Genomic DNA, 24087 nt, shown 5'->3' on the forward strand with positions numbered 1-24087 from the left:
CTTTAATTTCTTTTTTTAGTATTGATGCTTCTTTTATCAGGCAAAAAAATGTACGATAAAAGAAGTATGGCAACTACTTATAAAAGCGTTTTATAAGCCTTTGTTCCGCAAATAAAAAATATAATCTGTAACGGGCAATTGTTTTAATCCGGCCAGTTTTAAATGTTGCCCGGCCTGCGCCCGGTGGTGCGTTCCATGATTGATAACATGCGCAAGCACATCGCTTAACTGATTTTCAAAACTTTCTCCTTTTGAGTTTTGATAAGCTATTACATTTTTAAAGTCCACTGGTTCCAGTTGGTTAATAAAATCAGCCCAGTTCAAATGGTTATCCTCCATAGTTCCTTCAAAAGTTTCTGCTTTCCAATCCGGCCATAAAGCGCCGCCAACAGCAGGTAAACCTTTACAACGGTTCAGCCAGATTTGTTGCGATGCTAATAAATGTGCCATTAACTGTACCGGTTTTTCTGGTGCACTCATCGCTAAAATGCTTTCCAGGATTAACAAGTTGGCGTATTTATCATAATCAAACATCTTTAAAAAATGTGCTTTCATTTCTTTAATAATTTAGGCAGACATCCGTTTTTTAGTGCTAAAAGAAGCAATACTAGTTTTTAAATTTAGGATAAAGAAAATCAATTTTGCAACAAAGTTTAAAAGTGCTTGTTATCAACCCAAAATAAATTTTAAGTGATGAATGCTTATCAGGAAAAATGGATTGAACTGTTTCAAGGCGCACATATTCCTAACTGGAAAATAAAACCGAATGGCGATGATATAGAAATCCAGGTCCCGGCAGATGTAGATTTAAAGATTGTGCGCGATAATTTTCCGCAAACGGTTGCTGCAATGTCACTGGATATTACCATTCCGAAAGAACGTTTACGCTTTATCATGCACAACGGCCACGCCAATACTGAGTATATTTTAAACCCGACAGAAGAAGATTTAAACAAAGCCTGATGCTTCTTTTATCACCTAAATTTTATTGTTCTTTAGCCTGAAACCAAACCCATGAGCAGCCTTTTCAAAAAAACAAACACTTTGCCTTTAAACCAGCAAGTTGTGGTAATTACCGGTGCATCAAGCGGCGTTGGCCGGGCTACGGCGTTGGAATTTGCACGCTATCGTTGTACCGTTATTTTAGCGGCAAGGCAGCAAAACGAACTGGAAGAAGTAGCCAGAATTTGTACAGAACTTGGAGCAAAAGCGCTGGCCGTACCAACCGATGTAACACATGCGGAACAGGTAAACAACCTGACAAAAGCAGCAATTGCTTTCGGCGGAAAAATAGATGTTTGGGTAAACATAGCCGGTGTGGTTGTTATGGGCGAATTTAATGCTGTTCCGCTGGAAGCACATGAAAAGGTAATCCATACCAATTTATTAGGTTATGTTTATGGCGCTTATGCTGTGCTGCCTTATTTTAAACAGCAGCAATCTGGCACCATCATCAACATGAATTCTGTTGGCGGTTTTGTGGCTGCGCCTTACAGCGTTGCTTACAGTGTCAGCAAATTTGGCGCGAGAGGTTATAGCGAAGCTTTACGGGCAGAATTATATCGTTTTCCGCATATTCATGTTTGCGATGTATTTCCTTATTTTTTAGATACGCCCGGAACTAAGCACGCCGGTAATTACATTGGTAAAGTTTTAAAACCTGTTCCGCCTGTAACTACACCAACAAAAATTGCCAGTATTATTGTTGGTTTGGCCGTACATCCGCGCAATTCTGTAACCGTTGGTGCATTTGCTTATATGGCCCGGTTAAGCAATTTGCTGCTTCCCGGCCTTGCCGAATGGGGCATAGCCAAAGGACTCGAAGCGTATTTAAAAGTGGGTGACGATGCCCCTGTTACTGCGGGAAATATTTTACATCCAACCGGAACGTTTAATCAGGTTTCCGGCGGATTTACCAATAAAACCATTACTCAGAAAAGAGTAAACAAAGTAGCTGGTATTGCCGGTGCTGCTGTTGGTTTGCTATTTTTAATTAATAAAATCAGAAAATGATTTATGCTGATGCTTATTTTAATGCCATAAAAGAAGCATTATCCCGTCGGCATCTTTATTTTATTTTGAAGGATTTTATTCCCTTAGCTAAAGTTCCAAAAAAAGCTTTTGATTAAAGTTGCATCCGTCATGTTTACCACTTCCGGATGTTTAAAGTGCATAATCAGGATTGTTACCAGTATATTTATTCCAATCAGCGAAAAAGCAGAAACAGTCATCGAACGCCTGTTTTGCTTAATCTTTTTATTTAAGCTGTCAATTAGTTCATCTTTCATAATATTCCTTTTTAAAAAAATACTTTAAGCCTTATACGTAATCAAAAGGAGTAAGTTTTATTTTTTATCAAAGATACAAGTAAATGATTAAATTGATATTAATAATGCAACAAATTATTTATTTTGTTATAAAAATAGAAATAAGATGACAATAAATAAATGGAAAGGGGATTAGGGAAAGTATATATTTCTACAGGAATATGTTTAAAGCTGGTAAGTTTTTTGGCAGATGGATAGCAGGCTTAAGGTTTGGATCTTTTTTTAGCCTTAATAAATCTTTAAATAGTTTTTTTAAAATCAATATATTTTTGGATTTCATCTATACAAGCTTGCATTTCTTTCTTAATTTGCCTTTCCCAAAACCTCAGCACTTTAAATCCCAATAACTCCAGTTTAATAGTATTGGTTTTATCGCGCTGCATATTGCGTTCAATTTTTGCTATCCAAAAATCCCTGTTGGTTTTTATTTTTTCGCGCTTTTTTTCCCAGTTAAACCCATGCCAAAATTCACCGTCAATAAAAATAATAAGCCTGTATTTTTTAAGTACAATGTCCGGGTTTCCCGGGAGGGATTTATTGTAGAGGCGATAACGAAGCCCTGTTTTCCAAAGCGCTTTTCTAAGTAAGATTTCGGGAGAAGTATCCTTGGCTTTGATTTTAGACATTAACAAACTTCTTTGCCTGGTAGTGTAAAAGCCGTTTTCCTCTTTAAACCTTGGTACTTTTATTACTTCTTCTTCCGTATAATTAACCATAAAATATGTGGAAAACTAAATTTATTAGTATATTTGTAACGGATGTATGGTTTGAAATAACATCTAACACTGTTATATAAAGAATGTTTATACTCAATCAGAAGTTGCCAAGTATATTTTGTAAAAGCAAGGTTGCCGGTTGAACTGCGAACAGTAAAAAAATAAATTAAAAAATCTTTAAACTGATTTGATATACATTAAATGTTTTATTAGCAGTTTTACGACTTTAAAAGATTGTTGAAATATAAGTAATGACAACAGTAAAATTTATAGATTTATTTGCTGGAATGGGCGGTATAAGACTTGGTTTTGAATCAGCCTTTAATAAGGCAGGGTTTAAAACGGAATGTGTTATGACTTCTGAAATAAAGCCCTCTGCAATAAAAACACTACTTCATAATTTTTCTCATAAATATTTTGTTGGAGATATATCTAATGTACCAAACGAGGGAATACCAGATTTTGATTTCCTACTTGGTGGTTTCCCATGCCAGCCATTTAGTGCAGGCGGAAAAAGGTATGGTTTTATGGATACAAGAGGAACACTTTTCTTTGAAATTGAAAGAATTTTAGCCCAAAAAAAACCGTATGGGTTTATTTTAGAAAATGTTGAAGGCCTTGTTAGGCACGATTTAGAAAACAAATCTGATAAAGTAGGGCGTACTTTAAAAGTTATATTAAATAATTTATCAAAACTTGATTACGAAGTAAGTTTCCGTGTTTTAGATGCTTCTGATTTTAATTTACCACAAGCAAGAAAACGTATATATATTATTGGCACTAAAAATCAAAAGATAAGTTTAGATGATTTTGAAAAGAGAAAAAAGACATTAAAGGAAGTTCTTGAAAAAGGCCTTCCTACAATGGATACAAAGCTTACACGATTGCTTTTAAACCATTTTGATCTTAAAGATTTGCATGGCAAGTCAATTAAGGATAAACGCGGTGGTGATAGTAATATCCATAGTTGGGATATAGGGCTAAAAGGTCCAATCACAAAAGAACAATCTATTTTACTGACAAAGCTTTTTAAGCAGAGAAGGAAAAAGAATTGGGCTTCTGAAATAGGTATAAAATGGATGGATGGAATGTCTTTAACCTTACAGCAAATTTCAACCTTTCACATAGCAGATGATTTAGAGGAAATGCTCGAAGATCTGGTAAATAAAGGATATTTAAGATTTGAACACCCTAAGAAACTTTTAACAGAGGTTTCTGAACAAGGCTTTAAAACGCTAAGGGTTCAGGATACAACGCTACCTAAAGGATATAACATCGTATCTGGGAAATTAAGCTTTGAAATAAACAAGGTACTTGATCCAGAAGGTGTAGCACCAACTTTAGTGGCAACCGATATGGCACGTTTTGTTGTTCCAGATAAGGGAGGGCTTAGGCGTATAACATTAAGGGAAGGTTTACGTTTATTTGGTTATCCAGAAAGCTATGTAATACCAGTATCTATAAACGAAGGTTTCGACCTGCTTGGGAATACGGTTGCAGTAAATGTTATCAAAGCTATTACTAAACGACTTGTAAATTCATATATACAAAACGTTCAAGAAATGGTTAAGCATGATGTTTATTAAACTAAATCATTTCCAGTAGCTGCTTTATATCCAGCCAAAACCTTATTTAGCCATGTGCTAGTTATAGAATCACGTGCAGTTGCTGTCCATTGTCGTTGTGTTGCATCAAATGCCTGAACAAATTGCAACGCACTATTAAATACTGGCAGTTTAGGGCCTCTGTCTTTTTTTCCAGTCCTTAAATACCATTTTGTTGGACGAATATTAAAAATTTCGCCCTGTTTTACTTGGCACTTCAGAGGCCAGTCCTGACTTGGACCTGTAATTTCCCAAACTTTTTTTAGCCAAACATCTTTTATTTCAATATAATGTCCAACCATACTATAGCCAATTATTAAATAATCAGAATCTAATCGATAGGGATGCAACAATAAAGACCTTCTATATGCAAGAAAAGCAGCTACATCAAAATTGGGAGAATTATCATAATCAAAAGATTTTACTTCGAGCATCCCCTTTTTAGGGTCTGTTAAATCCAATTGAAAATCAGGGAAATCTTGAGTTCCGGGGCTTTTACCAAAAGTAACCCCTTCACTTATGAGCCAATCTCTTAACCATTCTTGCAATAGGTTTCCAACAGAATCTTTAGAAAGAATTTTAATGTCATGCCCATTTAAGATAAAGCTTATTATGCCTTTTTCTCCAATAATTCTATTATGAACAACTAATTTCTCATATATATCTTGTGCCGATAACTGCATATATTACTAAAAATAATGACAGCAATATTAATAAGAATTAATTAAATAGTTGTTTAAAACAATTATATGACTTGGTATTATAATTTGTAATAACTATTTAAAGTCATCAGATTTTGAATAGCATCGCCCATTGTATTGTTAAAATACACGTAAACAACTTTGCCATCATCCTGCCAGCCTTTAATATAAGTGGCATATTCATACAGAAAATCATCGGTATAACTGCCTTTGTAACTGCCGCCCGGGCCGTGGAACCGCAAATACACAAAATTGGTTGCAGGCCCTAACAGGGGAGAAGCAGATGAAGACTTATCATGAATTACAATGCCCATCTGATAAGCGTTTAACAAATCATAAATCTCTTCCTTGTACCAGGAACGGTCGCGAAATTCCAGCGCTATTTTCCATTGTTGCCCTTGGTTGGTTTCTTGTATAACCATTAACAGTTTTTCCAACTGAAACCGGTCTGCGACTTTTAAACTTGGCGGAAACTGAACTAATAAACATCCTTTTTTATGACCTGCATTACCAATTACTTCCATAAAATGATGGACATCTTCCCGGTTAAAAGTAAGCTTTTTGGCATGGGTAATTTCTTTCCATAGTTTAAAAGTAAACTGAAAATTAGCTGGAACGCTTTCCGCCCATTTCTGAACAGTTGCTGCCATCGGAACTTTATAGAAAGAACTGTTAATTTCTACACTGTTAAACAGCGAAGCATAATAAGTTAAACGGCTTTTGTCTTGAAATTCTTCTGGAAACAAGGTTTTATTAGGAACAGGAAGTACAATGCCACTTGTTCCCGAATAAAACGTTGTATTATCGGTAAGCTTCATTTTTATATAAATTCTTTAGGGAAAGTATTTGCTTGCTGTATTGCTGATTTTGATCTTTCAAAAAAGCTTATTTCCGATCCCTAAGTATGGGTATGAAATACAATAAGGTTTAAAATGGTTCTATAAAACCCTTGTTTAAATTTCAGATGCTTCTTTTATCACCTGAAAATTAGTGTTTTGTGTTTGTCTTTTTTTTTACGATAAAAGAAGCATCAGTTATTATAAAAATTCCTGTTTTGCAGTTTTCAAGCCTGCTTATTATTGTGCTTTAACACTTTCTGCATGAAAGGCTTTTGTTGCTTTATATGTAACAATCCTATACTCTTTCCTTAAATTCAGAATTAATACAAGCTTACGCCTCATATTTGTAGTTTAATCAAAATGTGATATTGTTTTTTATGAAGCATCTGTTTATTTTCTTTCCCTTTTTTTTCTTATCAATCATCGTAAATGCGCAATCTAAGGCTGGCAATGGCCACATTACAGGTAAAGTTACAGATGCGTTAACTAAAGCACCTGTTGATTATGCTACCATAACTATTTTTAAGCAAGGCAGCACAACTCCGCTTAACGGAACAATTACCGATGCTAAAGGAAATTTTGATTTAAAAAACCTGCCCTTAGGCGAATACGAAGTTACAGCAGATTTTATAGGTTATCAGCGTAAAAGCATTAATCATATATTAATTACTGTTAATAAACTTAATTTCCCCATCGGTACAATCGTTCTTTCACCTGTTCAAAATCAGCTAAAAGGCGTAACAATTACAGGAACGGCTGCTACTGTAGAAAACAAAATAGACAAAATGGTTTACAACCCGGCTAACGACCTTTCGGCGCAGGGCGGCGTGGCAATTGATGTGCTAAAAAAAGTACCGATGATTAGCGTTGATATTGATGGCAACGTAGAGTTGCAGGGAAACCCTAATATCCGTTTTCTGATTAACGGTAAGCCTTCCAGTATATTTGGTGCCAGTTTAGCTGATGCTTTGCAATCTATCCCGGCCAGCCAGATTAAAAGTATCGAAGTAATTACCAGTCCGGGAGCAAAATACGATGCCAATGGTACGGGCGGCATCGTAAATATTATTTTGAAAGAGAGCAAAGTAGAAGGCTTTAACGGAAGCGTTAATCTTGCGGCAGGAACCAGGCGCGAAAACGGTTCTATCAATTTAAACCTGCGTAAAGGTAATTTTGGGGTGAATGCTTATTTAACGGGAAACGACCAGATTAATTCGACTACTATCAATACAACAGATCGTTTATCTTACAATAATGCCAGAGATACTTCTACCCATTTGCTGCAAAAGGGAAACAGTGGTTTTGTAAGAAGTGGTTATAATTCGGGTTTAAGTTTAAACTGGAGCATTACGCCGAAAGATGAATTAACCGCTGCTGTTGGTTTTAACCATTTTGGAAACCATAACAGTGGGTTAACCAATCAGGAGCAAAACATGCAGTCGGTAGCAACCAATAATTCTTTTTCTGATATACTTAGCTTACGTAATTCAAACAGCCGTTTCAGTGCGAATGCGGTTGATTACAGTTTAGATTACAAAAAAACATTTAAGAAAGAAGGGCAGGAACTGGATATATTATACAATACAAGCAACAGTAAAAACACTTCGGATTTCTTTCAGCAACAGGATTATTTAACAGGCAAATATCCTTCAACCGGATCTATGAGCAACAATCCGGGCAAAGACAGGCAAAGCAATATTTCTGTGGATTATACACATCCTTTCAGCGAAAAATTTACTTTAGAAACTGGTGCTAAAGGTGTTTTTGAAACCATTAACAACAATGTAATAACAGATACTTTGTCCAAGTCTGATTTTGTTCCTAATTCCAACCAGACTTACGGCTTTAACTATAGCCGCCAAATTTATGCTTATTACCTTTCTGCCCAATTTTCATTATTTCATGATTTTATTGAAGGAAAGGCTGGCCTTCGGGATGAATACACTACATCTACTGCTGATTTTCCCGGAACACATCTTCCAAGCTATAATATTCTGGCTCCTTCGGCAGTGCTTTCCCATAAAATTGATAAAACCCAAACCATTAAATTAAGCTATACTTATAGGATCCAAAGGCCAGATTACGGCGATTTGAACCCGTTTTACAATATCAGCGATCCGCATAACATCAGTACGGGCAATCCTAATTTAAAGCCGGAAATCGGACATAATTATGAATTGGGTTATAATAAATCTTACGAAAAAGGGGCAAACTTTTATGCAGGCGCTTTTTATCGCCATAATACCAACGATATTCAGGCTTATACTACGCAGTATGATACTTTAAATATCGGCGGCACTAAGTATTCAAACGTTTTTTTAAACCAGCGTTATAATATCGGTACAGAAACTACAACCGGTGTCAATTTATTTGGTTCGGTCCCTGTTTCAGATAAATTTAACCTGCGTTCTAATATGTTTTTTGGCGAGCGGATCACTACCAATCCCGGCAACCCAACCGTTAGCGGTTTTACTTACCGCATCAACTTAAATGCTTCTTATAATTTTGCCCACGATCTTACTGCCGAAATCTTTGGAAATTACAACGCATCGCAACGCACCATACAAGGTACAAGGCCGGCATTTGCATTTTATAACATTGCTTTGCGCAAACAGCTTTTCAATAAAAAAGCAAGTATTGGTTTAACTGCTGCCAATCCTTTTAACCAATATGTTAACCAAAAGTCTGTAGTTATGGGCACTAATTTTTATCAGACAAATTTGCGCCAAGTGCAATTCCAGTCTTTCGGTATAAGCCTGAGCTATAAATTTGGCAAGCTTGAATTTAAAAAGGAGAAAGAAAAAGACGATAACAATGAGCAGCCTCCGCTTCCTGATCAGCCAAATCAGCGATAATAAATAAAGTGTATTTCAACTTTTTTTAAGCAGTAGATGCTTCTTTTAACAGGTAAAAATATGTCTGATAGGTTTTACCTGGAAAGTTACAATGCTTCTTTTAGTACATAAATTTTTGTGTGCTAAAAGAAGCATTTATACATTTGCCTCATTATTAACATAATTGTATTTATCCTAAATTTCCTGCTCTTGCATCTTGGTAAAACATCATTTTGTATGAACTTTTATTTAAGCTTTTCTGACATTTATTTTAAAAATTAAAATGATAGTTTACTACTTTTAATAAAAATAAGCGCTTAATTAAATTGATATAGCAAATAATGATATTGCTTCTTTTATCACCTAAAAACTTGTAATTGCACTAACAATATAGAAATTAAAGCAGAGGCAACCACTGATTTTTTGCCGATAAAAGAAGCATCAGAAGTTGTAAGTGATTGTAATTACCGATGCCGGTTACGGATAACTTGTTTTATTTAGATCAAACATCATCCGATGGCTAATAGCAAGAAAGATGCGGATACATTAATGGGGCCTTAGCGTACTTAACCAAATAGGGCATCTGCCTTTCTGAATTTACTATTGTACAGATTATAGATACCGTTTATCATCATTTAAACCAGTTGATGGATGCTTATTCCTTCGCTATTGGTGTTTATAGCCCTGTTTCTCAAAGGATTGAATATATTGGAGCGAGAGAAAATGACAGGAAACCGCCTGATTTTCTAAGCACTCCTTTCGTGCATCTTGTATTGATTAAAATCAATTTCCATCATGATATCAGCCCGTCCATAAGTTCCGGGTATTACCGGTATTTCAACAAACCCTAATTTCTGATAGATGTGAATGGCATTTTTTAGTATCCTGTTGGAGAAAAGGATAAGCTTTTGCGCACCTGATTCCCTGGCCTTATCAATACCGGACAAACATAAAAACTGACCTACTCCTTTACCGCGATAAACTTCATCAACGGCCATTTTGGTTAATTCTAAAACACCATTTTCAATAAAACGAAGGGCAACAGTTCCTACTATTGTTGATCCTGCTGTTGCAAAATAAACATGGCCGCCGGTTTTTATTATAGCATCCTCGGGTTGTTCAAGTACCCATCTATCCAACGGTTCCACAGTAAAATATTTATTGAGCCATGCTGTGTTTAATTTTTCAAAATAAGGCTGATATTCTGCTTTGTAATCAATTAATTGGAGTTCCATTTACCATGAATTATTTAGCTGACTAAATTCAAACTATTTTAATTATAAAAACAGATGCACAATCCTTAAATTTTAGCATAACAGATTTTGAGAAAAGTTTTCTTTAATGATTAATGAAATGTAATTAATTAGCTATTTAAGATGTTTAATATTCAATTTGAAATTAGGTTCTGCTCCAATTTATTGAACTTGTTTTTATGCTTCTTTTACCCTGTAAAAATTGTGTCTTCTTCGATCTGATAAACAAAAAACCAAATGCTTGTAATTTTTAGGTGATAAAAGAAGCATTAAAAATTAGTCGGATAAATGTTAAACTGGCTCTTGTTAAAAATTAAAAAGGTGAGATTAGCATATTTATCTTTGTGTTATGATATTTATATTTGTTACAGCCAATTTGTTTAGTTAGCAATTGGTTAAATGAGTTAAATGTTAAATTGGCTGCCTACACAAGTAGGTGGCTTTTTTTATTAATTTTTTATGATTTTATCCAACCAATTAACTATTCAAAAATGTACTTATAATTAAAGAAAAGATAATAAAGATAATAACTAAGAAGGGTGTTTCTTGCATATTCCCCTATGATAGTAATAGGGACATTTGGAAAAAAACATTATGAAAACATCAACTTTCTTCTTGTCACTTTTCTTTATTTTGGTATTTTGCAAAGAGGGTAAAAGCCAGGGCCCAAAAGATTCCTTAACTTTTAATAAAGTTATAGTAGATTATATGGAGGGTATCAGAAACACGGATTTTGAAAAAATTAAATCTGTATTTAGTAATGATGCAATAGTAAAAATCCCAAGGTCGGGGAAAGTTATTACTGAAACAAAGAACGAACTTCTTCTGGACATGCGGCAATACAAAGGAATTAAACAAAATTTTAATTGTACTTATTCTACAGTTTGCTATTGTGATGCAATTGGTATTGCAAAAATAAAATTTGCTTATCCTTTATTTAACTTGTACGAATATCTTGTTATTGAAAAGCAAGAGGAAAGTTGGAAAATAACGCAGGTAATCAAGGAGTATAATGATATTACAGATAAGAATAGTATAAAATTAGCAGTTGATCATTAATTTAAAATACAATTTTTAAAGAAATACAAATACTTCTGTAGATTGATCTAAGTTAATAAACAATTATGCTTCTTTTACAACATAAAAAACAGAAAGTTTATAAATGCTTTTAACCGCATCAAATAGAAACATAAAATACAGGCATAAAAGAAGCATTCTAAACTTTTGATACAAATTAAACATCCCCTAAATATAAAACTGATTTTTACTTTTAAACCTGCTTCTGTAAGCTAAAGGTGTTGTATAATATTTTTGTTTGAATAAGCGGATAAAAGAACTTGAGGAATCAAAACCCATCATCATTACAATTTCATTAATTGGATACTTCGAATTTTTTAACAGGAATAAGGACCGTTGCAGACGGATTTGTGTTAAGAATTGGTGGGGTGTTTGATTAAAAGCTTGTTTAAATGTACGTAATAAATGGTTTACTGATAAGCATGAATAAGAAGCTATTTGTTCCAGGACTATGTTTTGATCATAATTGGTATATATAAATTCTTTAGCCAGGCTCAGCCTTCGATAAATTTCATTACGTGTAGATAAATGGAGAAAATGTAATTTTTCAACTTTGGCAAAAACTTCCTGTTTGTAAAGTGTATAATAATTTGTTAAGCAATGATATAAATATTCATTTAAAAGCAGTTCATCTTGTATGTTTAAATCAATTTGTGCTTTTAAATTGCCAATGTTGTATTTCAAATTGCCTTTAAACGGATAAATATTTTCCGTAAATTCATCTGCTTTAATACTTTTGTTTATGTTATTATCAAGTAATTGTTTATCACTCTGCAAACATGATTTTTCAAAATCTTTGATAAACAAATTATCAAAGCCAATGGAAAGTTCCTGGGCATGTGTTCCTAAACTTGTTATGTTGGAATAAAGTGTTCCTTTTTTAATTGGCAAAAAGTAATCTGGGTAAATAGATAGTTTACGCTTTTTAATTTGATAAACCTTGCAGCCTGCTAATACAAATTTTAAAGAAAAATTATTATTTACTTTCGCAGTGCTTTCATTTATGCTTGAAAAACGGCAAGTAACCTGATTATTATTAGAAAGTACTTTGTGGTAATTTTTCATATATTTTCACTGTAAATTCTCTCTTCTAACAGAATGTAAACATTATCTGATGGGTCTTCAAACTTTGCAAACATCCCACTTTCAGTATAGGAAGGTTTAGCTATAAAATGAATGCCTGCTGCTTTTAATTCATGATAATCTTTAATACAGTCTGTTGTGTTAAGTATAACAATTGTTGTATGGCCTTTAATGCCTTCAGAATTAATAAGGCTGATTTGAAGGCCAGCATCAAATGGTTGCCGAAGTAAGAAACATTCCATATCTGTATCAAGTTGAAGTTTTTTCGTTATCTGAAACCCTAACTTTTCTGTTAAGAAACCCAATTGTTGCCCTATATCATCAGCAAAAATAGATGTGTATTGAATTTTCATTTTTAATCATCCAGATTGGCATAACAAAACTATCATAGTAAGTAAATTAAAAACAGATTCAGTTCTGTTTAAGTTGAGCATAACAGATTATATTTGGGAAGTGTCGTTATGTTTTTTTGAATATTAAATTGCATTAAGAAAATTAGAAAACAGGTTCAGAATTTATAATTTAAGCATAACAAATTGTATGATAAACAAAAATATTGATTTTCTTTACCTGCAGATTTCGGATAAAATAGGCAGGCAGATACGGCAGCAGACCTTGAAAACAGGTAAGAAATTGCCTTCTGTCAGGGCGCTAAGCCAGGAGCAGGGCATCAGTTTAAGCACTGCATTTAAAGCTTATTCGCAACTGGAAATGGAAGGGTTAATTGAGGCCAGGCCCAAGTCTGGTTATTATGTGAGATATAGCCCGGCAAAGAGTTTTACACAGGATCCAAAGAAAACGCAAACCACCAATACAGAGGTTGTAACTGCCGAAGATATGATAGCCAGGGTTTATCATAACATTGCAGAAGAAGGCGTTTTGAAATTGTCTATAGCAGCGCCTGGCTTATCGCTTTTGCCCCAGGCAAAGCTTAATAAATCTATGGTGGAAGCGATCCGTCAAAGTTCCAGTAGCTGCATCCATTATGAAGACGTACAAGGAAACCACAATTTACGGAAACATTTAGCAAGCCAGGCTTTTAGCTGGGGGGGAAGCATTTCACCTGATGATATTGTTACTACAAATGGTTGTATGGAAGCACTGGCGTTTTGTTTAAGGGCTGTGACCAAGCCGGGCGACCTTATTGCTATAGAAAGCCCTACCTATTTTGGTATTTTTGGTTTGATACAAAGCCTTAACTTAAATATTGTTGAAATTCCAGGAGGCCCGTTAGAAGGATTGGACCTGGGCCATCTTAAAAAGGTAATTCAGGCCCAGCCTATAAAAGCCTGTTTATTTGTGCCCACGTTTAGTAATCCGTTAGGTTATTGCCTCTCTAATGAAAAAAAACAGGAACTGGTAAACCTTTTGGCTAATCATGATATCCCATTAATTGAAGATGATATTTATGGAGAAATGTATTTTGGCAAAACCAGGCCCAGGACGTGCAAAAGTTATGATAAAAAAGGGCTTGTGATGCTGTGTTCGTCCATATCCAAATCCTTAGCGCCCGGTTATCGGGTTGGCTGGTGTATTCCGGGAAAATTCATTAAACAAATCATACAACTTAAATTTAGTAACTCTTTGTCTTCTGTAACAATCACACAAGCAGCAATTGGACATTTTTTTGAAACAGGAAGATACGATTTGCATATGCGCAAGCTGAGAAAAGAGTTGCATACACAATGCTTACGTTACATACAAAGTATTGTGGAATACTTTCCTCCCGATATAAAAATTAGCCAGCCCTGTGGCGGTTACGTTTTATGGATCGAATTACCGAAATCCGTTGATGCTTTTGAGTTATTTCAGCAAGCCATAAAGCAGCAAATAAGCATTGCACCTGGACAAATATTTAGTATAAACGGAAATTATACTCACTTTATACGGATCAGCTTTGGCTTACCTTATAATTCTGACATTAATAAAAGTTTAAAGGCATTGGGCGGATTGATTTATAAACTGACTAAGTGATCTATACTCTTATACCTGCTTTAAAAAAATTATGATGAAGGAAAAAGAAAAGGGCAAGTGAAAAAAATTTTCACTTGCCCTTTCTGGCTCCCGAAGCTGGGCTCGAACCAGCGACCCTCTGATTAACAGTCAGATGCTCTAACCAGCTGAGCTATTCGGGAATGCTATTGTTTGTTAGAGTGGTGCAAAAGTATAATTTCCGAGTTAAAATCACAATATTTGTCAAAATTATTTTAAATATTTTTTTGATGAGCTTAGTTGTTATTGGATCAATTGCACTTGATGATATTGAAACGCCTTTTGGTAAAGTGGAAAAAATGGTTGGTGGTGCGGCTCCGTTTGCTTGTTTGGCTGCTTCTTACTTTTATGATAAAGTTAAAGTAGTTGGAATTATCGGCGGTGATTTTCCAAAACAAGAGATTGATGTTTGGCATAAGCATCATATTGATACGGAAGGTTTGCAAATTGCGGAAGACAGAAAAAACTTTTACTGGTCTGGAAAATATCATAATGATATGAACAACCGTGATACATTAGAAACCGGTTTAAATGTTTTGGAAGATTTTGATCCGATTTTACCGGATTCATATCAGGACTGTGAATATTTAATGCTGGCTAACCTTACTCCAACAACCCAACAAACGGCTATCAGAAGGTTATTTATACGCCCCAAGTTAATTGTTTTAGATACAATGAACTTTTGGATGGACATAGCTTTGGATGATTTATTATCAACCTTAAAATCAGTAGATGTTTTAACCATAAATGATGCAGAAGCGAGGCAACTTTCCGGAGAATATTCTCTGGTAAAAGCAGCAAACAAAATTTTGCAGATGGGGCCTAAGTATTTGATTATTAAAAAAGGCGAACACGGCGCTTTGCTTTTTGGTGAAGATAAAATCTTTTCGGCACCAGCTTTGCCTTTGGCTGATGTTTTTGATCCGACGGGTGCCGGCGATACTTTTGCCGGTGGATTTATAGGTTATCTGGCTAAAGTAGGAACAGTAAATTTTGAGAACATGAAAAATGCCATCATTTTCGGTTCTGCATTGGCTTCTTTTTGTGTAGAAAAATTTGGCACAGAAAAATTGAAAAATTTAACTGAACAGGAAATTACAGCAAGGGTAAAAGAGTTTGTGCAGCTAAGTAATTTCCAGATCTAAATCAGGCTAAAGTACCTATCAGTTTAAACCTGCTAAAAACAGCATTGGTATGCGGGGCATCCAACAATTCTTCGGTTAAATCCTGCCCGGCCCAATGCTCATAATGTTTTCCGTTTTTCCATAAACGGCTTTCGGTAACGTCATAAATCAAACCCTGATATGCCACCCAGATTTCCGGCTTGTCCTGCCCGTTGCGCAGTGCAAGCTGGTTTTTAGTATAAACAGGAAGCTTACTCATTTTTAGGTGGTAAAAGAAGCATCGCGCTTTCTGTAGTATTCAAAAAAAGCAACATTCATCAGCAGTAAAGACATGAGGTAGAAATGATCTTCTACCGGAATCGTTCCAACTCTTACCGCTAAATTTTCGGCATTGTTATAACTTACAATTGGGATTGAAGTGAGGATGCCGTTTACGATATAAAAGGGTATCAGCGATACCAGATAAGCCAGGAAAAAGCGATTGAGCCATTTTACTTTAAAAATAAATTGCAATAAAATAAGAAGTAAAAACAGTGTTCCAAAGTTAATTAGCGTGTAAAGCCGCTTATAAAAAAATAAAAGAATTGCTGCGGAAGTAATTAGAAGTAAAGCAGTAAATAGTTTAATGATCCAGTCAGGGATTTTCCATTTTACATAATAATTTAAGCATTCATAAATAAAAATGCAGGAGAACGGGATGGTTAAAAAGAACAAAATTTCTTCCAGCGGAAGCCTGAAAAAAGTAATCCCTAAAATATAGTTTGGGTTGAAAGACCATACTCCTTTTACCGTAAAAAAAACATCCCATGCTAAAAACAGTATTCCGGTAATGAATAAACCTGGCCAGATAAATTTCCAGCTTTTATGATAGGCAACCCGCTTATCAAAAGATAGCAGCAGCGGGAAAATAACGCTTAAAAAATCGATCAGCAGATAGGCATATTTCACTTTAAAACAGCTGATTGTTCATTTAAAATGCCAATTTCCTGAGCAGTACATTGTTTAGAATTGATCATAAACTTGATAATATTTTGCACAAAAACTTTATCTGCCGTACCATAATGTTTTTGTTTGAGTTGCTGAATGATCTGGGTTTTATCGGCTTCCAAATCTTTATTCAAACCTAAAAAATGAGGTAAGTTGGATTGAATAGAAAAGCGGACAAAGCGTATTTCCATATCATTCGGACTTGCATTTACAGCTTGTTGTACTGTTTTGCCAGATAAGTTAAGATATTTAATTTTATTGTAAGGGTTCCAGCTATTTTTCGCTTTTAAAGCTTCTAAGGCACCGATATAAGCAGTAACAAGCGGTGTTTTTTTGCTGATCGGTTTTAAGTTGATGTATAAAGAATCAGTTACTTTTGAACTGTTAATTGCCCGCAGCATCTGTTTTCTAATCTCTGTAACATCTGTTTTTTGGTTGAAAATAGCAAAAGAACTAACCGCTGCTAAAAACAGAAAAAGGAAAGTCAGAAAGAATAGTTTCATGAAATTACTTTCAGCTTTTGTTGTAAATAAGCCTGGAAATACAAAAGCATTTTCTGACTATCAGATACGCGGATCCGTTTTTGCATAATAACTTCTGCAGGTGTTTCTTTAATCTTTTTAAAAAGTTCCAGGTAATAAACGTAAGCAATATAAACGCCTAATTGTGCGCCGTCTGGCAGTTGTAAAATGCCTTCCAATGCATCGTCAAAATCTTTTTTAATGTCGGCTTCAATCAGTTTTTTTTCCTGCTCATTAAATTTGTTAAAATCAATTGCCGGAAAATAAGTTCGTCCGCGTTCTTCAAAATCAGCTTTAATATCCCGCAAAAAATTAATTTTCTGAAAAGCAGCGCCCAGGCTTCGTGCTTTTGGTACTAATTTTTGATACAATTGCTCGTCGTCTTCACAAAAAATCTTTAAGCACATCAGCCCGACAACTTCTGCAGAACCATAAATATAATCTTTATAGCCATCGTTATTATAGCAGGTATTTTCTAAATCCATTTCCATAGACGTTAAAAAAGCATCAATTAAATGATTGTCTATCTGGTACTTGTTCACCACATCCTGGAAAGATTGCAGTACAGGGTTCAGGCTTATTTTGCGTTCAATTGCTTCAAAAGTTACCTGCCTGAATTCTGCAATTAACTGAGCTTTATTAAAACCGTGAAATGTATCTACAATTTCATCCGCATATCGTACAAAACCATAAATGGCATAAATGGGATACCGGAAACGTTTAGCAAAAGTTTTAATTCCTTTGCTAAAAGAAGTACTGTACTTGTTGGTGATTATTTTACTGCACTCGAAACAAGTTTCGCTGTAGAGGTTCATTTGCGTTAACGGCTATTACCAAATGTACAAAAAACTGCCTGCTTTTGTTTCTTTGCAGCAGCATTGAAACAAATTGTTACAAGCAAACTTATGTTTTGAGATGGAGAAACAGCATATTGTAGTTATTGGTTCCGGTTTTGCCGGTTTGTCTGCTGCATCGGTTTTAGCTAAAGCGGGTTACCGCGTTACTTTGTTGGAAAAAAATGATCAGGCAGGCGGGCGTGCACGGGTTTGGGAACAAGACGGGTTTAAGTTTGATATGGGCCCAAGCTGGTACTGGATGCCAGATGTTTTTGAAAATTATTTTGCTTTGTTCGGAAAGAAAACTGCCGATTTTTATGATTTGAAACGATTAGATCCGGGCTATCAGATCTATTTCGGGAAAGACGATTTGATGGAGGTTCCTGCTTCGTTGGAAAAGTTAGGACAGCTTTTTGAACGGGAAGAACCGGGAAGCAGTAAAAACCTGAAAGAATTTTTAAAACAGGCCGCTTACAAATACAAAGTTGGCATGGGCGAATACGTTTTTCGTCCCTCGCATTCTATTACAGAATTTATCGATTTTAGGCTGATTAAAGAAAGTTTCCGTATCCAAATGCTCACCAGCATGAGCAAGCATGTGCGTAAGTATTTTAAAAATCCAAAGCTGATTAAATTACTGGAATTTCCGGTTTTATTTCTGGGTGCTACCCCGCAAAATACACCGGCCATGTACAGCATGATGAACTATGCAGATCTGGCTTTAGGAACCTGGTACCCGATGGGCGGAATGCACGAAATTGTAAAAGCAATGGTAAAAACAGCACAGGGGCAAGGCGTGGAAATCAAACTAAACCACGAAGTTTTAAAGATTGAAACAGAAAATGGCAAAGTAAAATACCTGATTACCAACAAAGGAATTGTTAATGCTGATTTTGTAATTGCCGGAGCAGATTATGAGCATGTTGAGCAGGCTTTATTAGACAAAGCCGACCGGAATTATGATCAGAAATATTGGGAAAGCCGCACAATGTCGCCTTCAAGCTTGTTGTTTTACATTGGATTAAATAAAAAAGTAGAAGGAATCCAACATCACAATTTATTTTTTGATGAAGATTTTGAATTGCATGCGGAAGAAATCTACACTAATCCAAAGTGGCCGCAAAAACCTTTGTTTTATGTTTCCTGCACTTCAAAAACAGATACTTCTGTTGCTCCGGAAGGTTGCGAAAATTTATTCTTTTTAATGCCGGTAGCACCGGGTTTAAAAGATGATGAAGCAACACGTGAACATTATTTTAATTTGATGTTAGACCGGTTTGAGCGAATAACTGCGCAGACGATCAGGGATGCAATTGTGGTAAAGAGAAGTTATGCGCATCGTGATTTCGTTGCAGATTATCATTCCTTTAAAGGTAATGCTTATGGTTTGGCTAATACTTTAAGACAGACTGCCTTTTTTAAACCGGGGATGAAATCTAAAAAAATAAAAAATTTGTTGTTTACCGGCCAGTTAACCGTTCCCGGTCCCGGTGTACCGCCTTCGTTAATTTCCGGTCAGGTGGCAGCGCAGGAAGCTATAAAACTACTGGTAAAAGAAGCATCGTAAAGAAAAAGCTTGGAAACAAAAAAAGTCCGAACGTATCGGACTTTTTTTATTATATATCGAGTAAAAAAATTGAATTAGGCTTATATTAGTCTTCCATTGCATACACCGGTTTTTTAATACCGTTATCGTATGATTTTAAATTTTTCTTCAGCAATTTGCGGGCAACGTGGATGCGGGTTTTAACAGTACCTATCGGAATAGCCAGATGATCTGCAATTTCGTGGTATTTATGTCCTTCAAAATACATAGTGAAAGGAATATAATATTCACCTGGTAATTTATCTAAAGATCTTTTAATATCATCCATGATGAATTTAGCTTCACCCTGGTTTTTAGTAGAACTGAACACTAAGTTTGCAGAAGAAATTTCTTCGGATTTGGTAACAAAAGTGCTCATTTTAACAAAGCGTCGATAGTTGTTGATGAAGGTGTTTTTCATGATCGTATATAACCATCCTTTTAAATTAGTGCCTTCTTTAAATTTGTTGTAATAAGTAATTGCTTTAAGCATTGTATCCTGTACTAAATCATTTGCGTCATCAGCATCATGAGTGAAATGAAGGGCATAAGATCTTAAAGAACCAGCCTGACGCAATACCATGGTGTTAAATTCAATTTTTGTCATTGTTCAATGTTTTACTGTAGATTTTTAATAACGGTTTCTGTAAACACTTATACAATTACAAGACCGGATTTTGGCTCCGGGTAAAAGAACCTGATTTACCTGATAAAAATATTTGAACTAAAATTAAATGTAGTTAGGCTTTTGATAAAGAAAGCAAGCACTTTGCTATGTTTATTTCTGTTGATATTTCTTTTAAAATCAATAAGTTACGTTTTATTGAAAATAATTGTAACTATTGTTAATAAAATACGTAGCTAATCTGTTTGGGAGATTTTTAGTTCAAATTAAATTTGTGTTAATAAACTAAAATCATAAAATATTGACTTCCCGGTCCAGTTTAACGCCAAATTTATTGTACACGCTGTCTATGATTTGCGACGATAATGCAAAAATCTGTTCACCAGAAGCACCACCATGGTTAACCAATACCAAAGCCTGGTTTTGCCAGGTACCTGTTTTGCCAACCGTTTTACCTTTCCAGCCGCATTGTTCAATTAGCCAGCCTGCAGCTAATTTAATTTGGTTATTACCTGCCGGATAATTTGCCACAGCCGGAAACTTGTTTTTAAGTTCTTCAAATTCACCAGGGCCAATAATTGGGTTTTTAAAAAAACTGCCGGCATTACCGATGGTAGAAGGATCAGGCAGTTTAGAAACCCGGATATGCGACACTACTTTAGATATATCCTGAATCGTTGGGTTTGTTATTTCCCATTTCCGTAATTCTTCTTCAATAGCACCATATTTTGTATTGACTGTTGGTTGAAGGGAAAGCTTAAACTTTACCGAAGTAATAATAAACTGATTTTTTAAAGCACCTTTAAAAATGCTTTCGCGGTAACCAAAGCCACATACTTCTTTTGCAAAGGTTTTTATTTGTTGTGTCGCAATTTCAAAAGCCTGGCACGATTCAAATACATCTTTTAGCTCTACACCATAAGCGCCAATATTTTGTACCGGGGAAGCGCCAACAGAACCGGGAATTAAACTTAAGTTTTCCATTCCTGCAAAACCATACGCTACACAATAATTTACCAGTTCGTTCCAGCTTTCTCCGGCGCCTGCTTCTACATAAACCTCTTCGTGATTGATCCGATGTTCAATTCCACGAATATTCATCCGGATAACCAATCCCTCAAAATCTTTTGTAAATAAAACATTGCTTCCTCCGCCTAAAACCAAACGCGGAAATGTTAGCCATTTTGGATCAAGAAAAAGTTCTGTTAATTCATTTTCATGATTGATTTCAACTAAGTATTTTGCATTGGCTTCAACACCAAAAGTATTGAAGTTTTTGAGGGAAACGTTTTCGCGGATCTGCAGCATAATGTTTTCTAAATTCAATTGCAAATTTCGGAATTAAAAAATTATTTAGAAGGCGCTAAAAGCCTTTACAATAGTTAACTTTGATACATGGCTCAAATAGTTGATTATAAAAAATTAATAGAGATTGATCCGCAGGTGCGGTTTGGTAGGCCGGTGATCAAAGGTACGCGGATAAGCGTTTACGATATTTTAGGATGGCTTGCTTCGGGGCTGACTAATCAGCAAATATTGGAAGACTTTCCGCAGTTAAATGAAGAGGCAATTTACGCATGTCTTTCTTATGCTGCTGATAAAGAAAGGAAAGTTAAAATTGCGTGATATTAAACTAATCGCTGATGAAAATGTTTCGTGGAGAATTAAAAAGCTGCTTAAAGATTGGGATATATTACCAGTTGTTTCAATTTTAACAAATCAAAGAGTGTCTGATCATGCGATCTGGAAATATGCAAAAGCTAATAATTATCATATATTGACTTTTGATGAAGATTTTACAGCAATACAAAATCTATTGGGTTCTCCACCAAAAATAATTTGGTTGCGCACTGGTAACCTTTCAACTAATGAAATAGCATCAAAATTATTAAGCTTAGAAACAGAAATAATATCGTTTTTGCTTGATACTGAATTAGGCGTTTTTGAAATCACTTAGTATTCTTAAAATACTTCTTGCTCGCCACCAACAACCCAAACTCTTCCGAAGGATTTTTTTGAGTTGATTTATGATGGATTTTATGTGCTCTTTTTATCCCCGAAAAATAACGGTTATTCAGTCTAAAAGCTTTAAAACGGTTATGGATAAACCAATCGTGGAAGATAAAATAAATGATGCCGTAAACGCTGATGCCGGCACCAATCCAGAAAGGATAATTGCGTGTTTCCCTGTCAAACCACATTAATCCAACTGCAATCAACCCAAAAAATAAACTAAAAACATCATTCAGCTCAAAAAAGCCATGTCGTTCCTGATGATGTGTTTTGTGGATGAACCAAAGCGGTCCGTGGAAAAGATATTTATGCATTGCCCAGGAAATGATTTCCATAGCAATGGTGGTAAGGATGATAATTATAATTGGTAGAATGATAGCCATTTGTAAATGATTATCAAAAACAACAGGTAAAAGAAGCATCAGTTTTTGGCCGATGCTTCTTTTACCACATAAAAATTAAATTCTGTTAATTCCAAAATTCCCAAATTCCCAAATTCTGGTTCAGACAATATTTAGATATGTATAGCCCGGTTCTCTGTAGCAGCCATAGCAGCTTCCCTCACCGCTTCGGTATAAGTTGGGTGCGCGTGTGATATACGTGCAATATCTTCAGCAGAAGCACGGAATTCCATCGCCACAACGGCTTCGGCAATTACATCTGCAGCACGCGGGCCAATAATATGTACGCCTAAAACTTCATCTGTAGCAGCATCGGCCAAAACTTTTACAAAACCATCGGTATCCATGCTCGCACGGGAACGTCCGCTGGCTTTAAAAGGGAAAGAACCGGTTTTATATTTCACACCTTTTTCTTTCAGTTGCTCTTCACTGTAACCAACTGTTGCAACTTCCGGCCAGGTATAAACTACGCCCGGAATTAAGTTGTAGTTGATATGCGGTTTTTGTCCGGCAATCACTTCGGCCACATAAGTACCTTCATCTTCAGCTTTGTGTGCAAGCATGGCACCTTTCACTACATCGCCAATGGCATAAACACCGGGGACAGAAGTTTCCAGATGATCATTTACCGGGATTTTTTTACCGCGTGGTTCTAATTCGATACCTAATTTTTCTAAACCTAAACCTTCTGTATAAGCGGTACGGCCAACGGCAACTAAACAATAATCGCCTTTTAACTCGATTTTATCGCCTTTCGGACTATCAGCCGTAACGGTAACTTCATCGCCATTAACGGTTGCGCCCGTTACTTTATGGTTAAGGTAAAATTCCATGCCTTGTTTAGTCAGCACTTTTTGCAGCTCTTTTGATAAAGACCGGTCCAAAGTATTTACAATGGCATCGGTAAATTCAACCACAGAAACCTTGGCGCCTAAACGGGCATAAACAGAACCTAATTCCAAACCAATAACACCACCGCCAATTAAAATCAAATGTTTCGGGATTTCAGGCAGGTTTAAAGCTTCGGTAGAAGTTACCACGCGTTTTTTATCCAACTGAATAAAAGGCAAGGTTGCAGGTTTGGAACCGGTTGCAATAATGATGTTTTTACCAGTGATCTTTTCTTCGGAACCATCTTCCTTTTTTACGCTGATGGTATTTTTATCAACAAAAGAACCAACGCCCTGATAAGAAGTAATTTTATTTTTTTTGAATAGAAAAGCAATGCCGCCGGTAGTTTGCTCAACCACTTCGTTTTTACGTTTGACCATCTGCGCCAAATCCGGTTTCAGGTTTTCGATGTGGATCCCATGCGCTTCAAAAGTGTGCGAAGCATTGTAATAATGTTCTGTAGAATCAAGTAAAGCTTTGGATGGAATACAACCAACGTTTAAACAAGTGCCGCCAAAGGTTGAATATTTTTCGATACAAGCCGTTTTTAAACCAAGTTGCGCGCAACGGATTGCCGCAACATAACCGCCAGGACCTGAACCGATAACAATTACATCATATTGCATAAAGGAGTTTTTAAGGAATTGCAAATTAAAGAAATTTAACGGTAAAAGAATA

General features: G+C 35.5%; 26 protein-coding genes and 1 tRNA gene. 10 read left to right on the plus strand and 17 right to left on the minus strand.

Translation table 11 applies throughout. From position 1 onward, the window contains the following. Positions 1-90: 90 nt before the first annotated feature. Positions 91-555 (minus strand): DinB family protein, encoded by a 465-nt coding sequence (locus tag GO621_RS17410; protein ID WP_157569422.1) that lies wholly within the window; start codon positions 553-555, stop codon positions 91-93. A 138-nt stretch (positions 556-693) separates the two neighbouring features. Here GO621_RS17410 and GO621_RS17415 point away from each other — a divergent pair, with 138 nt between their 5' ends. Together GO621_RS17415 and GO621_RS17420 are read left to right on the plus strand one after the other, a co-directional pair. After that, entirely contained in the window at positions 694-963 is a 270-nt protein-coding gene (locus tag GO621_RS17415) for a hypothetical protein (protein WP_157569424.1), read from the plus strand. A 51-nt stretch (positions 964-1014) separates the two neighbouring features. Further along, positions 1015-2013: an SDR family oxidoreductase gene (locus tag GO621_RS17420; RefSeq protein ID WP_232335699.1), complete on the plus strand. Its 999-nt coding sequence runs from the start codon at positions 1015-1017 to the stop codon at positions 2011-2013. Between the two features lie 83 nt (positions 2014-2096). On the opposite strand, the gene GO621_RS17425 is transcribed toward GO621_RS17420, so the two are convergent. Together GO621_RS17425 and GO621_RS17430 are read right to left on the minus strand one after the other, a co-directional pair. Further along, positions 2097-2288, minus strand: a complete 192-nt coding sequence (locus GO621_RS17425) for a hypothetical protein (protein WP_157569426.1) — start codon at positions 2286-2288, stop codon at positions 2097-2099. A 278-nt stretch (positions 2289-2566) separates the two neighbouring features. After that, the gene (locus tag GO621_RS17430; RefSeq protein ID WP_157569428.1) at positions 2567-3043 is read right to left on the minus strand and encodes a very short patch repair endonuclease; all 477 of its coding nucleotides are present in this window, start codon (positions 3041-3043) and stop codon (positions 2567-2569) included. 251 nt (positions 3044-3294) lie between these two features. Here GO621_RS17430 and dcm point away from each other — a divergent pair, with 251 nt between their 5' ends. Next, complete coding sequence (gene dcm / locus GO621_RS17435; RefSeq protein ID WP_157569430.1) at positions 3295-4629, plus strand: DNA (cytosine-5-)-methyltransferase; 1335 nt, start codon at positions 3295-3297, stop codon at positions 4627-4629. Here the strand turns inward: dcm and GO621_RS17440 are convergent. Beyond that, positions 4626-5330: an NgoBV family restriction endonuclease gene (locus tag GO621_RS17440; RefSeq protein WP_157569432.1), complete on the minus strand. Its 705-nt coding sequence runs from the start codon at positions 5328-5330 to the stop codon at positions 4626-4628. The two genes, dcm and GO621_RS17440, sit on opposite strands and share 4 nt — an antisense overlap. Positions 5331-5407: 77 nt before the next feature. Further along, a complete protein-coding gene (locus GO621_RS17445) occupies positions 5408-6166 on the minus strand; it encodes a DUF72 domain-containing protein (RefSeq protein ID WP_157569433.1) in 759 nt (252 codons plus the stop codon). A gap of 398 nt (positions 6167-6564) precedes the next feature. On the opposite strand from GO621_RS17445, the gene GO621_RS17450 reads away from it, so the two are divergent. After that, the gene (locus GO621_RS17450; RefSeq protein WP_157569435.1) at positions 6565-9042 is read left to right on the plus strand and encodes an outer membrane beta-barrel family protein; all 2478 of its coding nucleotides are present in this window, start codon (positions 6565-6567) and stop codon (positions 9040-9042) included. A 725-nt stretch (positions 9043-9767) separates the two neighbouring features. Here GO621_RS17450 and GO621_RS17455 read toward each other — a convergent pair. Then, positions 9768-10256: a GNAT family N-acetyltransferase gene (locus tag GO621_RS17455; RefSeq protein ID WP_157569436.1), complete on the minus strand. Its 489-nt coding sequence runs from the start codon at positions 10254-10256 to the stop codon at positions 9768-9770. A gap of 612 nt (positions 10257-10868) precedes the next feature. On the opposite strand from GO621_RS17455, the gene GO621_RS17460 reads away from it, so the two are divergent. Further along, the gene (locus GO621_RS17460; RefSeq protein WP_157569438.1) at positions 10869-11333 is read left to right on the plus strand and encodes a nuclear transport factor 2 family protein; all 465 of its coding nucleotides are present in this window, start codon (positions 10869-10871) and stop codon (positions 11331-11333) included. A gap of 186 nt (positions 11334-11519) precedes the next feature. Here GO621_RS17460 and GO621_RS17465 read toward each other — a convergent pair whose 3' ends face one another. Beyond that, positions 11520-12416 carry a helix-turn-helix domain-containing protein gene (locus tag GO621_RS17465; protein WP_157569440.1) on the minus strand — a complete coding sequence of 299 codons (897 nt, stop codon included), beginning with the start codon at positions 12414-12416 and terminating at the stop codon, positions 11520-11522. After that, complete coding sequence (locus GO621_RS17470) at positions 12413-12787, minus strand: VOC family protein (RefSeq protein ID WP_157569442.1); 375 nt, start codon at positions 12785-12787, stop codon at positions 12413-12415. Before GO621_RS17470 ends, GO621_RS17465 begins: the two co-directional genes overlap by 4 nt. A 187-nt stretch (positions 12788-12974) precedes the next feature. On the opposite strand from GO621_RS17470, the gene GO621_RS17475 reads away from it, so the two are divergent. Next, positions 12975-14408, plus strand: coding sequence for an aminotransferase-like domain-containing protein (locus tag GO621_RS17475; RefSeq protein WP_157569444.1), 1434 nt, complete (start codon positions 12975-12977; stop codon positions 14406-14408). 84 nt (positions 14409-14492) lie between these two features. Here the strand turns inward: GO621_RS17475 and GO621_RS17480 are convergent. Next, positions 14493-14569 (minus strand) — tRNA-Asn (locus GO621_RS17480). 87 nt (positions 14570-14656) lie between these two features. Between GO621_RS17480 and GO621_RS17485 the strand changes: the two genes are divergently transcribed. Then, complete coding sequence (locus tag GO621_RS17485; protein WP_157569445.1) at positions 14657-15571, plus strand: PfkB family carbohydrate kinase; 915 nt, start codon at positions 14657-14659, stop codon at positions 15569-15571. A gap of 1 nt (position 15572) precedes the next feature. Here the strand turns inward: GO621_RS17485 and GO621_RS17490 are convergent, their stop codons facing one another. The 4 genes from GO621_RS17490 to GO621_RS17505 are packed head-to-tail and all read right to left on the minus strand — an operon-like array spanning position 15573 to position 17873. Beyond that, positions 15573-15809, minus strand: a complete 237-nt coding sequence (locus GO621_RS17490) for a cytochrome b5 domain-containing protein (protein WP_157569447.1) — start codon at positions 15807-15809, stop codon at positions 15573-15575. Positions 15810-15811: 2 nt separating this feature from the next. Then, positions 15812-16498 carry a lycopene cyclase domain-containing protein gene (locus GO621_RS17495; protein ID WP_317163471.1) on the minus strand — a complete coding sequence of 229 codons (687 nt, stop codon included), beginning with the start codon at positions 16496-16498 and terminating at the stop codon, positions 15812-15814. Further along, positions 16495-17040, minus strand: a complete 546-nt coding sequence (locus GO621_RS17500) for a hypothetical protein (RefSeq protein ID WP_157569449.1) — start codon at positions 17038-17040, stop codon at positions 16495-16497. Before GO621_RS17500 ends, GO621_RS17495 begins: the two co-directional genes overlap by 4 nt. Beyond that, complete coding sequence (locus GO621_RS17505; protein WP_157569450.1) at positions 17037-17873, minus strand: phytoene/squalene synthase family protein; 837 nt, start codon at positions 17871-17873, stop codon at positions 17037-17039. The genes GO621_RS17500 and GO621_RS17505 overlap by 4 nt, the downstream gene beginning before the upstream one ends. Positions 17874-17973: 100 nt before the next feature. Between GO621_RS17505 and GO621_RS17510 the strand changes: the two genes are divergently transcribed. Then, positions 17974-19461, plus strand: coding sequence for a phytoene desaturase family protein (locus GO621_RS17510; RefSeq protein ID WP_157569452.1), 1488 nt, complete (start codon positions 17974-17976; stop codon positions 19459-19461). 85 nt (positions 19462-19546) lie between these two features. On the opposite strand, the gene GO621_RS17515 is transcribed toward GO621_RS17510, so the two are convergent. Beyond that, positions 19547-20086, minus strand: a complete 540-nt coding sequence (locus GO621_RS17515; protein ID WP_157569454.1) for an RNA polymerase sigma factor — start codon at positions 20084-20086, stop codon at positions 19547-19549. A 309-nt stretch (positions 20087-20395) separates the two neighbouring features. Next, complete coding sequence (gene murB / locus GO621_RS17520; protein WP_157569474.1) at positions 20396-21412, minus strand: UDP-N-acetylmuramate dehydrogenase; 1017 nt, start codon at positions 21410-21412, stop codon at positions 20396-20398. A gap of 87 nt (positions 21413-21499) precedes the next feature. On the opposite strand from murB, the gene GO621_RS17525 reads away from it, so the two are divergent. Both GO621_RS17525 and GO621_RS17530 read left to right on the plus strand, forming a co-directional pair. Continuing rightward, positions 21500-21730 (plus strand): DUF433 domain-containing protein, encoded by a 231-nt coding sequence (locus GO621_RS17525; protein ID WP_157569456.1) that lies wholly within the window; start codon positions 21500-21502, stop codon positions 21728-21730. Next, positions 21723-22061, plus strand: coding sequence for a DUF5615 family PIN-like protein (locus GO621_RS17530; RefSeq protein WP_157569457.1), 339 nt, complete (start codon positions 21723-21725; stop codon positions 22059-22061). The genes GO621_RS17525 and GO621_RS17530 overlap by 8 nt, the downstream gene beginning before the upstream one ends. Here the strand turns inward: GO621_RS17530 and GO621_RS17535 are convergent. Continuing rightward, entirely contained in the window at positions 22054-22539 is a 486-nt protein-coding gene (locus tag GO621_RS17535; RefSeq protein WP_232335700.1) for a sterol desaturase family protein, read from the minus strand. The two genes, GO621_RS17530 and GO621_RS17535, sit on opposite strands and share 8 nt — an antisense overlap. A gap of 92 nt (positions 22540-22631) precedes the next feature. Further along, on the minus strand, positions 22632-24035 hold the full coding sequence (gene lpdA / locus GO621_RS17540; RefSeq protein ID WP_157569459.1) for a dihydrolipoyl dehydrogenase: 1404 nt from the start codon (positions 24033-24035) through the stop codon (positions 22632-22634). Positions 24036-24087 lie beyond the last annotated feature (52 nt).

Source organism: Mucilaginibacter arboris, assembly GCF_009754915.1.
Taxonomy (GTDB): Bacteria; Bacteroidota; Bacteroidia; order Sphingobacteriales; family Sphingobacteriaceae; genus Mucilaginibacter_A; species Mucilaginibacter_A arboris.

Coding starts and splice junctions, on each gene's coding strand:
- murB (WP_157569474.1), bottom strand. CDS start 21,412: ATGCTGCAGATCCGCGAAAACGTTTCCCTCAAAAACTTCAATACTTTT.
- GO621_RS17535 (WP_232335700.1), bottom strand. CDS start 22,539: ATGCTTCTTTTACCTGTTGTTTTTGATAATCATTTACAAATGGCTATC.
- GO621_RS17475 (WP_157569444.1), top strand. CDS start 12,975: ATGATAAACAAAAATATTGATTTTCTTTACCTGCAGATTTCGGATAAA.
- GO621_RS17425 (WP_157569426.1), bottom strand. CDS start 2,288: ATGAAAGATGAACTAATTGACAGCTTAAATAAAAAGATTAAGCAAAAC.
- GO621_RS17455 (WP_157569436.1), bottom strand. CDS start 10,256: ATGGAACTCCAATTAATTGATTACAAAGCAGAATATCAGCCTTATTTT.
- GO621_RS17410 (WP_157569422.1), bottom strand. CDS start 555: ATGAAAGCACATTTTTTAAAGATGTTTGATTATGATAAATACGCCAAC.
- GO621_RS17490 (WP_157569447.1), bottom strand. CDS start 15,809: ATGAGTAAGCTTCCTGTTTATACTAAAAACCAGCTTGCACTGCGCAAC.
- GO621_RS17505 (WP_157569450.1), bottom strand. CDS start 17,873: ATGAACCTCTACAGCGAAACTTGTTTCGAGTGCAGTAAAATAATCACC.
- GO621_RS17445 (WP_157569433.1), bottom strand. CDS start 6,166: ATGAAGCTTACCGATAATACAACGTTTTATTCGGGAACAAGTGGCATT.
- GO621_RS17440 (WP_157569432.1), bottom strand. CDS start 5,330: ATGCAGTTATCGGCACAAGATATATATGAGAAATTAGTTGTTCATAAT.
- GO621_RS17415 (WP_157569424.1), top strand. CDS start 694: ATGAATGCTTATCAGGAAAAATGGATTGAACTGTTTCAAGGCGCACAT.
- GO621_RS17485 (WP_157569445.1), top strand. CDS start 14,657: ATGAGCTTAGTTGTTATTGGATCAATTGCACTTGATGATATTGAAACG.
- lpdA (WP_157569459.1), bottom strand. CDS start 24,035: ATGCAATATGATGTAATTGTTATCGGTTCAGGTCCTGGCGGTTATGTT.
- GO621_RS17465 (WP_157569440.1), bottom strand. CDS start 12,416: ATGAAAAATTACCACAAAGTACTTTCTAATAATAATCAGGTTACTTGC.
- GO621_RS17430 (WP_157569428.1), bottom strand. CDS start 3,043: ATGGTTAATTATACGGAAGAAGAAGTAATAAAAGTACCAAGGTTTAAA.
- GO621_RS17420 (WP_232335699.1), top strand. CDS start 1,015: ATGAGCAGCCTTTTCAAAAAAACAAACACTTTGCCTTTAAACCAGCAA.
- GO621_RS17525 (WP_157569456.1), top strand. CDS start 21,500: ATGGCTCAAATAGTTGATTATAAAAAATTAATAGAGATTGATCCGCAG.
- GO621_RS17500 (WP_157569449.1), bottom strand. CDS start 17,040: ATGAAACTATTCTTTCTGACTTTCCTTTTTCTGTTTTTAGCAGCGGTT.
- GO621_RS17450 (WP_157569435.1), top strand. CDS start 6,565: ATGAAGCATCTGTTTATTTTCTTTCCCTTTTTTTTCTTATCAATCATC.
- GO621_RS17515 (WP_157569454.1), bottom strand. CDS start 20,086: ATGACAAAAATTGAATTTAACACCATGGTATTGCGTCAGGCTGGTTCT.
- GO621_RS17510 (WP_157569452.1), top strand. CDS start 17,974: ATGGAGAAACAGCATATTGTAGTTATTGGTTCCGGTTTTGCCGGTTTG.
- GO621_RS17470 (WP_157569442.1), bottom strand. CDS start 12,787: ATGAAAATTCAATACACATCTATTTTTGCTGATGATATAGGGCAACAA.
- dcm (WP_157569430.1), top strand. CDS start 3,295: ATGACAACAGTAAAATTTATAGATTTATTTGCTGGAATGGGCGGTATA.
- GO621_RS17460 (WP_157569438.1), top strand. CDS start 10,869: ATGAAAACATCAACTTTCTTCTTGTCACTTTTCTTTATTTTGGTATTT.